Origin of the sequence: Micromonospora sp. WMMA2032 (genome assembly GCF_002688545.1) — a bacterium.
Taxonomy (GTDB): domain Bacteria; phylum Actinomycetota; class Actinomycetes; order Mycobacteriales; family Micromonosporaceae; genus Micromonospora; species Micromonospora sediminicola.
In genome coordinates, this window is record NZ_CP024052.1 from 1,165,039 (window position 1) to 1,176,402 (window position 11,364).

At 76.8% G+C, this 11,364-nt stretch carries 1 protein-coding gene; it reads right to left on the reverse strand.

Translation table 11 applies throughout. From position 1 onward, the window contains the following. Positions 1–45 precede the first annotated feature (45 nt). Positions 46–11,361: a type I polyketide synthase gene (locus CO540_RS05175; RefSeq protein WP_099161135.1), complete on the reverse strand. Its 11,316-nt coding sequence runs from the start codon at positions 11,359–11,361 to the stop codon at positions 46–48. Positions 11,362–11,364 lie beyond the last annotated feature (3 nt).

Consider the following 11,364-nt stretch of genomic DNA (forward strand, 5'->3'; position numbering starts at 1 on the left):
GTGGACCTACCTCACTCGGCGTGCCGATGTCGTCGCGGCCGTCGCTCAAGACGTCTCCAGCTCGCGGTCGATCAGGTCGAAGATGTTCTCGGTGGTGGCCGACTCCAGGTCGTCGTCGTCCGCGTCGGCCTGCCGGGCGGTCAGCCGGTCCAGCAGGCCGTGCAGCCGCTCGGTGATCCCGCGGTAGGCCTCGTCGTCCGGATCCAGCCCGGCCAGCGCCGCCTCCAGCCGGTCCAGGTCCGGCCCGAGACCGGCCGACCGGTCGGCCGGGCCGTCGGGTACGGCGATCCGGGTGGCCAGGTGCGCGGCGAGCGCGGCCGGCGTCGGGTTGTCGAACACCAGCGTCGCCGGCAGTCGCAGCCCGGTGGCGGCGCCGAGCCGGTTGCGCAGCTCGACGGCGGTGAGCGAGTCGAAACCGAGTTCCCGGAACGCGCGGTCGGGTTCCACCGCGTCCGGGTCGCCGGCGCCGAGCACCACCGCGACGTGGGTCAGCACCAGCTCGCGCAGTGCGCGTTCGCGCTTGTCGGCGGAGAGGCCGCGCAGCGTGTCGGCGAACGCCGGGCCGCCGGCCGCCTCGGTGACCGTGCCGCGTCGGGCGCCGGCCCGGACCAGGGCGGTGAGCAGCGGGTGGACCGGGCCGCCGGTGGGCCGGGTGCTGATCCGCGCGGGCATCAGGGTGGGTCGTTCCGAGCGCCAGGTGGCGTCGAACAGGGCCAGCGCCTCGTCGTCGGTGAGCGCCACCAGGCCGCTGCGTTCCAGCCGGCGCCGGTCGACCGCGCCGAGGTGGCCGGTGATGCCGCTGGCCGTGGCCCACAGGCCCCAGACCAGGGAGACCCCGGGCAGGCCGAGGGAGCGCCGATGGTCGGCGAGCGCGTCGAGGAACGCGTTGCCGGCGGCGTAGTTGCCCTGGCCCGGGCCGCCCATCAGGCCGGCGGCGGCGGAGTAGAGCACGAATGCGGTCAGCTCGTGGTCCCGGGTGGCGCGGTGCAGGTTCCAGGCCGCGTCGACCTTGGGACGCAGCACCGCGGCGAGCCGGTCCGGGGTGAGCGACTCGACCGTGGCGTCGTCGACGACACCGGCGGTGTGCACTACGGCACGCAGCGGGTGCCGGGCGTCCACCAGGGACAGCACGTCGGCGACGGCGTCCGGGTCGGCCAGGTCGGCGGCGACCAGCTGCACCTCCGCGCCGCCGGCCTTGAGGTCGGCGAGCAGCTCGTCGGCGCCCTCGGCGTCCGGGCCGCGCCGGCTGACCAGCAGCAGGTGCCGGGCGCCGTGGGTGGCGACCAGGTGGCGGCAGAGCAACGCGCCGAGCGTGCCGGTCGCGCCGGTGACCAGGACGGTGCCGTCGAGCCGCGGCGTGGGCGGGATGCTCAGCGTCAGCTTGCCCACGTGCCGGGCCTGGCTGAGGAAGCGGAACGCCTCGGGGGCGCGCCGGACGTCCCAGGTGCGCCGCGGCAGCGGTCGCAGCGCGCCGTCGGCGAACAGCGCCATCAACCGCTCCAGCATCCGGCCGACGACGGCCGGACCGGCCGCCATCAGGTCGAAGCCCTGGTAACTGACGCCGGGGTGGTCGGCGGCGACCCGGGCCGGGTCGCGCGGGTCGGTCTTGCCCATCTCGACGAATCGGCCGCCCCGGTCGAGCAGCCGCAGCGACGTGTCGACGTACGCACCGGCCAGCGAGTTGAGCACGACGTCGACGCCGCGGCCGGCGCGGCGGGCGCGGAACTCGTCGGCGAAGTCGAGGGAGCGGGAGGAGGCGATGTGCTCGTCGTCGAGGCCGGTGGCCCGCAGCACCGGCCACTTGGCGGGGCTGGCCGTGCCGTAGACCTCGGCGCCGAGGTGGCGGGCGATCTGCACCGCGGCCATGCCGACGCCGCCGGTGGCGGCGTGCACCAGCACCGACTCCCCGGCGGTCAGCCGGGCCAGCTCGACCAGGCCGTACCAGGCGGTCAGGAAGACCACCGGGACGCCGGCCGCCTCGGCGTACGACCAGTCGTCGGGGATCCGGGTGACCATGCGGTGGTCGGTGACGGCGACGGTGGCGAACGAGCCGGCGAAGATGCCCATCACCCGGTCGCCGGGGGCCAGCCCGGTGACGCCGGGGCCGACCTCGCGCACCACGCCGGCGCCCTCGCTGCCCAGCACCTGCTGGTCGGGGACCATGCCCAGGGCGAGCACCACGTCCCGGAAGTTCAGCCCGGAGGCACGCATCTCGACCGCGACGTGTCCGGCCGGCACCGCGCCCTCCCCGACCGGGACGGGCAGCAGCGCCAGGTTCTCCAGCGTGCCCGTCTCGGTCACGTCGAGCCGCCACGGCTGTCCGCCGGCGGGGGGCGCCAGCACACCGGTGTCGCGGGCCCGGACCAGCCGGGGCGTGAGGGCAACGCCGTCGCGCAGCGCGAGCTGCGGCTCGCCGGACGCCAGCGCGGCGGGCACCGCGGCCCGCGACGCGGCGGTGTCGTCGAGGTCGAGCAGCGTGAACCGTCCGGGGTGTTCGGACTGGGCGGAGCGGACCAGCCCCCACACCGCGGCGTGGGCCAGGTCGCGCGGCGCCTCGCCGGGCGCGGCGGCGACCGCGCCCCGGGTGGCCACGACCAGGCGGGCCGCCTCCAGGCGCGGCTCGGCCAGCCACTGGTGGATCCGGGCGAGGGTGTCGCGGGTGGCGTCGTGGGCGTCCGCGTCGGCCCGCTCCGGGTCCGGCGCCGGGCCGCCACGCAGGTCGACCACGACCTGGGGTACGTCGTCGCCCCGGTCCACCGCAGCGAGGAGCGCGGCCAGGTCGGGGTGGGTGCTCACCCGATGGCCGGCGTCGGCCAGCGCGCCGACCAGCCCGGTGGCGTCGGGACCGTCGAGCAGCGCCCAGTGGGCCGGGGCCGGGGCGTCGGTGGTCGGCAGCGGGGTCCAGTCCAGGTGGAACACGGAGGTGCGGCGCAGCGCGGCCGCGTCGTCGTGGCCGGCGACGACCGGCCGGAACGTCAGCGACCCGACGGTGGCGACCGGGCGGCCGGCCGGGTCGGCGAGGGTGACGGCGACGGTGTCCGGGCCGAGCGAGCGGATGGTGACCCGCAGCCGGGTGGCCCCGTGGGCGTGCAGCGTGACCGCGCGGAACGTGAACGGCAGCCACCCGCTGCCGGCGTCGGTGGGGGCGCCGAGCAGCGCGGTGGGGCCGGTGGCGTGCAGGGCGGCGTCGAACAGTGCCGGGTGCAGGCCGAACCGGGACGCCTCGGCGGCCTGCGCCTCGGGCAGCGTCACCTCGGCGTACACCTCGTCGCCGTGTCGCCAGACGCGGTGCAGGCAGCGGAACGCGGGGCCGTAGGTGAGGCCGGCGCCGGCGGTGTGGGCGTACCAGTCGTCCAGGTCGGCGTCGACCTCGACGGCGCCGGCCGGTGGCCACTCCCCCGGCCCGGGCGTGGGTTCGGTGGGCTGCGGGGTCAGCAGGCCCTCGGCGTGTCGGGTCCATTCGGCGGCGGGGTCGTCGGCGGGGCGGGAGTGCAGCGTGACGGCGCGTTCGCCGGTGTCGCCGGGCGGGCCGACGCGGACCTGCACCTGGACGGCGCCGGTGGGCGGCAGCATGAGCGGGCTGATCAGGGTGAGGTCGGCGACCTGGCCGGCGTCGACCTCGTCGCCGGCGCGGATCACCATGTCGGCGACGGCGGTGCCGGGGACGACCACGGTGCGGCCGACGACGTGGTCGGCCAGCCACGGGTGGGTACGCGTGGACAGCCGGCCGGTGAGGACCACGGTCTGGTCGTCGGCGACCGGCAGCGCGGCGCTGAGCAGCGGGTGCGCGGCGTCCTGGAGGCCGGCGGAGGCGACGTCGTGCGCGGGCTGGACGGTGGTGGTGAGCCAGTAGCGCTTCCGGTCGAACGGGTAGGTGGGCAGGTCGACGGTCGGGGCGGGGGCCAGGACCCGGCCGAGGTCGACGGGCAGGCCGATGGTGTGGGCGGTGGCGAGGCTGGTCAACAGCCGCGTCGGATCGTCGTCACCACGCCGCAACGTCGACAGGGTGTGGCCGGTGGTGTCGGTGTCGTCGAGGATCGCCGTCACCGGCAGCGTGAGCACCGGATGCGCGGACACCTCCACGAACGTGGTGTGCCCCGCCGCTATCGCGGTGCGGACAGCGGCGTCGAACCGGACGGGTTGACGCAGGTTGGTGTACCAGTAGGTCCCGTCCATGCCCTCGGGTTCGGCCCACTCCCCCGTCACCGACGACACCATCCGGACCTGACCCGGCTGCGGCGACAAGCCCGCCAGGTCGGTGAGCATCCGATCCCGGATCTGCTCCACGGCCGGGTTGTGCGAGGCGTAGTCGAACGGCACCGGCCTCGCCCGCACCCCCTCGCCCACCCACGACTCCCGCAGATCAGCCAGGGCGTCCGGCGGGCCGGACACCACCACATGAGCAGGCCCATTCACCACCGCCACCACCGTGCCCGGCACACCCTCGATCCGGGCGGCAACCTCCGCCTCGGGCAGATCCACGGCCAGCATCCCGCCGGAACCGGCCAGGGTGGACAACGCGCGCGCCCGCAGGATCACCGCCCGCGCCGCGTCGTCCAACGACAGCACCCCGGCCACGCACGCGGCGGCCATCTCCCCCTGCGAATGCCCGACCACCAACGCCGGCTCGACACCGGCGGCCCGCCACACCTGCGCCAGAGACACACCGACGGCGAACAGCACCGGTTGCAGGATCTCCACCCGACCGAGCCAGGCATCGTCGTCGCCGGTGAGCACCGACACCACGTCCACGTCGAGGTACGGCGCGAACGCCCGCTGACACTCGGCAAGTCGCGTGTCGAACGGCGCGCACCGGCCCACCAGACCCGCCGCCATCCGCACCGACTGACCACCCTGACCCGGGAACACGAACACCGGACCCGGCCCGTGCTCGGCCACCGAGCCCGTCGCCACGGTCCCGGCCGGCGTGCCCGAGGCCAGGGCGTCCAGGCCGGCCAGCAGCTCCGGGCCGGTCGTGCCGAGCACGGCGGCGCGGTGGTCGAACGCCGAACGCGTCGTCGCCAGGGACCGGGCCACCGCCGCCGGGTCGACGTCCTGCCCCGCGCGCAGGTGGGCGGCCAGCCGGGCGGCCTGCGCGGCCACGCCGGTCCGGGTCCGCGCCGACAGCGGCCAGGCCGTGACGTCGGTGTCCACCAGGCCCGGCATGGTGGGGACGGGCCGGGTGTCCGGCTCGTCGGCCTGCTCGACGACCACGTGGGCGTTGGTGCCGGAGATGCCGAACGACGACACCGCCGCCCGACGCGGCCGGTCCACCACCGGCCACGGACGGGCCTCGGTCACCAACTCCACCGACCCCGCCGACCAGTCGATGTGCGGCGACGGCGCGTCCACGTGCAGCGTGGCCGGCACGATGCCGTGCCGCATGGCGAGGACCATCTTGATGATGCCGGCGACGCCGGCGGCGGCCTGGGTGTGCCCGATGTTCGACTTCACCGAGCCGAGCAGCAGCGGCGTGTCCCGGTCCTGCCCGTACGTGGCCAGCACCGCCTGCGCCTCGATCGGGTCACCCAACGTGGTGCCGGTGCCGTGCGCCTCCACCACGTCCACGTCCGAGGTCGACAGCCCCGCGTCGGCCAACGCCGCCCGGATCACCCGCTGCTGCGACGGCCCGTTCGGCGCGGTCAGGCCGTTGGACGCGCCGTCGGAGTTGACCGCGCTGCCGCGTACCACCGCGAGCACCGGGTGGCCGTGGCGGCGGGCCTCGGAGAGCCGTTCCAGGAGCAGCACGCCGACGCCCTCGCCCCAGCCGGTGCCGTCGGCGGCGGCGGCGAACGCCTTGACCCGCCCGTCGGCCGCCAGGCCGCGCTGGCGGGAGAACTCGACGAACAGCCCCGGCGTGGCCATCACGGTCACGCCGCCGGCCAGGGCCAGGTCGCACTCGCCCCGGCGCAGCGCCTGCACGGCCAGGTGGAACGCGACGAGCGACGACGAGCAGCCGGTGTCCACCGACACGGATGGCCCCTCCAGGCCCAGCGCGTACGACACCCGGCCGGAGACCACGCTGGCCGCGTTGTCGGTGCCGCCGAAGCCGGCCGCCTCGTCGGCGGCGACCAGCAGCAGCGCCCGGTAGTCCTGGCCGTTGGTGCCGGCGAACACGCCGGTGCGGGAGCCGCGCAGCGACTCCGGCACCACGCCGGCCCGCTCGATCGCCTCCCAGGACGCCTCCAGCAGCAGCCGCTGCTGCGGGTCCATGGCCGCGGCCTCCCGCGGCGAGATGCCGAAGAACGCCGGGTCGAAGTCGCCCGCGTCGTGCACGAACGCGCCCTGGTCGGTGTACGTGGTGCCGGACGCCGCCGGGTCGACGTCGACGAGCGTGTCCGGGTCCCAGCCCCGGTCGGTGGGGAAGTCCCCGACCGTGTCCACGCCGTCGGCGACGATCCGCCACAGCCCCTCCGGGTCGCTGACCCCGCCGGGGAAGCGGCAGGCCATGGCCACCACGGCCACCGCCTCCTCGCCCGCGACCGTGGTCACCGGGTCGGTCGACGCGGGCGCCGGCTCGCCGCCGAGCAGCGTGGTCAGCAGCATCCGGGCCAGCGCCACCGGGCTGGGATGGTCGAAGACCAGCGTGGTGGGCAGCGGCTGCCCAGTCGCGGCGACCAGCCGGTTGCGCAGCTCCACCGCGGTCAGCGAGTCGAAGCCGAGGTCCCGGAACGCGGTGCCGGCCGGAATCGCGGCGGCGTCGGCGTGCCCGAGCACGTCGGCGGCGAGGTCCCGGACCAGGTCGGTGAGCGTCTCCTCGCGCCGGGCCGCGCCCAGCCCGGCGAGCCGGGCCCGCAGGGCGGCGGCCGGACCGTCGTCGCCGTCGTCGGCCGGCGCGCCGCCGTCGAGCGCGGCCCTGGCCTCCGGTACGCCCTCCAGCAGCGGCCGGCGCCGGGCGGAGGCGTACGCCGGGGCGAACCGGGACCAGTCCACGTCGGCGACGGTGAGTGTCACGTCGTCGTGGTCGAGGGCCTGTCGCAGGGCGCTCATCGCCACGTCGGCGTCCATCGGCGGCACGCCCCGGCGGCGCAGCGCGCGGTCGGAGTCGGCCACGTGCATGCCGCCCTCGCCCCAGGAGCCCCAGGCGATCGCGGTGCCGGCGAGCCCGTCGCCGTGCCGCCGCTGCGCCAGCGTGTCCAGGTAGGCGTTGCCGGCCGCGTACGCCGCCTGTCCGGCGCTGCCCCAGGTGGCGGCGATGGACGAGTAGAGGACGAACGCGTCCAGGTCGTCGCCGGCGAGCAGTTCGTGCAGGTGCGCCGCGCCGGCGACCTTGCCGGCCGTCACCTCGGCCAGCTCGGCGGGCGTGACGTCGGCGAGCGGAGTGGTCTGCGGCAGTCCGGCGGTGTGCAGCACGGCGCGGATCGGCGGGCCGGCGGCGCGGAGCCGGTCGAGCAGCGCGACGACCGCGTCCCGGTCGGCGAGGTCGCACGCGGCGACGGTCACCCGGGCGCCCCGGTCGCGCAGCTCGGCGGCGAGGTCGGCCGCGCCGGGCGCGTCCGGGCCGCGCCGGCTGACCAGCGCCACGTGTTCGGCGCCGGCCTCGGCGAGCCAGCGGGCGGCGCGCGCGCCGAGGCCGCCGGTGCCGCCGGTGACCAGGACGGTTCCGGTGGGCGTGAACCGGCGTACCGGGGGTCGGTCGCCGATCGGCGCGCGGACCAGGCGGCGGACCAGGACGCCGGGGCCGCGTACCGCGATCTGGTCCTCACCGGGCGGCGCGGCCAGCAGCGCGGCGAGCCGGCCGGCGGCGCGGGCGTCGGGCGCGGCCGGCAGGTCGACCAGGCCGCCCCAGCGGTGCGGGGTCTCCACGCCGACCACCCGGCCGAGTCCCCACAGCGCACCCTGGCCGGGGTCGGTGCCCCGGTCGTACGCGGCGGCGGCGACGCCGTTGCGGGTGACCAGCCACAGTGGTGCGTCCAGGCCGGCGTCGCCGAGCGCCTGGGTCAGGGTGAGCGTGGCGGCCAGGCCGGGCAGAAGCGCACCGTCCGCCGGCTCCCATGCGAGCAGCGACACCACGCCGGCGACGGCGCCGCCGGCGGACCCGGCAGGATCGGCGTCGGACGCCTCGGTGTCGGCGACGCGAGCCCGGTCGGACGCGGCGGGGGCGGCGGATGCGGCGGGGGCGGCGGGGGCGGCGGATGCGGCGGGGGCGGCGGATGCGGCGGGGGCGGCGGATGCGGCGGGCGTGGGACGTTCGGTGAGCGCGGCGGCGAGCGCGGTCCGGTCGGCGTCGGGCGCCACGGTCAGCGGGCGCACGTCGGCGCCGGCGGCGGCGAGCGCGTCGCGCACGGCGGTGACGGCCGGGTCGTCCTGGTGGCCGGCGGGCAGCGCCAGCAGCCACGTCCCGTCCAGCGGGGCGGCGGCGGGCTCGGCGGCGGCCTGCCACTCGACGCGGTAGCGCCAGCCGTCGAGCCGGCCGTGCTCCTGCTGCCGCCGTCGCCAGCCGGCGAGGACGGGCAGCAGCGTCCGCAGCGACTCGGCCGCGTCGGCGTCGTCGACCGCCAGGGTGTCGCGCAACGCGTCCAGGTCGGCGCGGTCGACGGCGTCCCAGAAGCGGTGGTCGAGCAGGCCGGCGGCGACGGCCGGGACGGCCGGTTCGCCGGCGGGCACCCAGTAGTGCTGGCGCTGGAACGGGTAGGTGGGCAGGTCGACGAGGTGGCCGGGGTGGCCGGCGAAGGCGGGCCGCCAGTCCACCGCCGTCCCGGCGGTGTGCAGGGCGGCGAGGGACCGGTGGAACCGGTCGAGGCCGCCCTCGTCGCGGCGCAGGCTGCCGGTGACCGTGACCGCGTCCGGCCCGGTGACGGCCTCGGCGCTGTCCTGCACCGCCATGGTCAGCACCGGGTGCGCGCTGACCTCGACGAACGTGCGGTACCCGGCGGCGGTGAGGTCACGGACCGCGTCGTCGAAGCGGACCGTCTCGCGCAGGTTGCGGTACCAGTAGTCGGCGTCGAGGCCGGCGGTGTCCGTCCAGTCGCCGGTGACGGTGGAGCGGAACCGCACGGTGCCGGTGCGCGGTTCGATGGCGGCGAGCCGGGCCAGGAGCTGTTCGCGCAGCGGTTCGACGTGCGCGGAGTGGGAGGCGTAGTCCACCGGCACCCGCCGTACCCGCACGTCGCGACCCTGGTAGTGCGCCACCAGCTCGTCCAGGGCGGCGGCGTCGCCGGAGACCACCACCGACGTCGGCCCGTTCACCGCGGCGAGCGCGACCCGCCCGTCCCACCGGCCGATCGTCTCGGTGGCCTCGTCAGCGGTGGTCGCCACCGACACCATGCCGCCGTCACCGGCCAGCTCCGCGATGACCCGGCTGCGCAACGCCACCACCGCCGCGGCGTCGTCGAGGCTCAACCCGCCGGCCACGTACGCGGCGGCGATCTCGCCCTGCGAGTGACCGACCACCGCCGACGGGTGCACGCCGTAGGACCGCCACAACGCGGCCAGGGAAACCCCGACCGCGAACAGCGTCGGCTGCACCACGTCCACCCGCTCCAGCGACGGCGCGTCCGGCGCACCCCGGATCACGTCGAGCAGCGACCAGTCCACGTACGGGCGCAGCGCCTCCGCGCACGCGGTCAGCTCCGCCGCGAACACCGGGGCGGTGGCGAGCAGGTCGGCGGCCATGCCCACCCACTGCGAACCCTGGCCGGGGAAGACGAACGCGACCTCGCCCGCCTCCCGGGCGGCCCCGGTGACGAGCTGCGGGGCGGGCCGGTCGTCGGCGAGCGCGTCCAGCGCGGCGGCCAGGTCGTCCCGGTCGGCGGCGAGCACCACGGCGCGGTGCTCCAGCGGCGAGCGGGACACCACCGACGTCCAGGCGACGTCGGCCGGCGCGAGCGCCGGGTCGGCGGCCAGGCGCGTGGACCAGCGCGCGGCCTGCTGGCGCAGCGCGGTGCGGGTCCGGCCGCTGACCAGCACCGGCGCGGTCCGGTCGGCCGGGCTGGCCGGCGCGGTGGCCTCCTCGGTGGGCTGTTCCAGGATCAGGTGGGTGTTGGTGCCGCTCATCCCGAACGAGGAGACGGCGGCGCGGCGGGGTCGGTCCACAGCCGGCCACGGCGTCGGCTCGGTGACCAGGCGAACCGCGCCGGCGGTCCAGTCGACGTGCGGCGTGGGTTCGTCGACGTGCAGCGTGGGCGGCACGATCCCGTGCCGCATGGCGTGGACCATCTTGATGATCCCGGCGATGCCGGCGGCGGCCTGGGAGTGGCCGAGGTTCGACTTGACCGACCCGAGCAGCAGCGGCGTGGACCGGTCCTGCCCGTACGTGGCCAGCAGCGCCTGCGCCTCGATCGGGTCGCCGAGCACGGTCCCGGTGCCGTGCGCCTCCACCACGTCCACCAGGTCGGGGGTGAGCTTCGCGCCGGCCAGCGCCGCCCGGATGACCCGCTGCTGGGAGGGGCCGTTCGGGGCGGTCAGACCGTTGGACGCGCCGTCGGAGTTCACCGCCGAGCTGCGAATCACCGCGAGCACCGGGTGGCCGTTGCGGCGGGCGTCGCTGAGGCGTTCCAGCAGCAGCATGCCGACGCCCTCGGACCAGCCGGTGCCGTCGGCGGCGGCGGCGAACGACTTGCACCGCCCGTCGGCGGCCAGGCCGCGCTGGCGGGAGAACTCGACGAACGGGCCGGGGGTGGCCATCACCGTCGCACCGCCGGCCAGCGCCAGCCCGCACTCGCGCTCCCGCAGCGCCTGGCAGGCCAGGTGCACCGCGACCGACGACGACGAGCAGGCGGTGTCCACCGTGATCGACGGCCCCTCCAGGCCGAACGTGTAGGCGAGCCGGCCGGAGACAACGCTGGCGGCGGTGCCGGTGAGCACGTACCCCTCGGCGTTCGGCGCGCGGTGCAGCACGGCGGCGTAGTCCTGCCCGGACGTGCCGACGAAGACGCCGGTGCGGCTGCCGCGCAGCGACAGCGGCGCCACGCCGGCCCGTTCGAACAGCTCCCAGGTGACCTCCAGCAGCAGCCGCTGCTGCGGGTCCATGGCGACCGCCTCGCGGGGGGACACGCCGAACAGCGCGGCGTCGAACTGCCCGGCGTCGGCCAGGAACCCGCCGGAGGCGGTGTACGACGTGCCGGCGTTCTCCGGGTCGGGGTGGTGCAGCAGGTCGAGGTCCCAGCCCCGGTCGGTGGGGAAGTCGCCGATCGCGTCGCCGCCGTCGGCGACGAACCGCCACAGCTGTTCCGGGGTGGTGATCCCGCCGGGGTAGCGGCAGCTCATCGCCACCACGGCGACCGGCTCGGACTCCTGGGCGGTGACCTCGCGCAGCCGCTGGCGGGTCTGGTGCAGCTCGGTGACGACCCGGGTCAGGTACTCCCGGAGTCGCTGCTCGTCCCCCGCGGGTCCGGTGCTGCCCACTGCCGTGTCCGCCATGGT

Excerpts from the sequence above, each read along its gene's own strand:
- CO540_RS05175 (WP_099161135.1), bottom strand. The coding sequence starts at position 11,361 with ATGGCGGACACGGCAGTGGGCAGCACCGGACCCGCGGGGGACGAGCAG.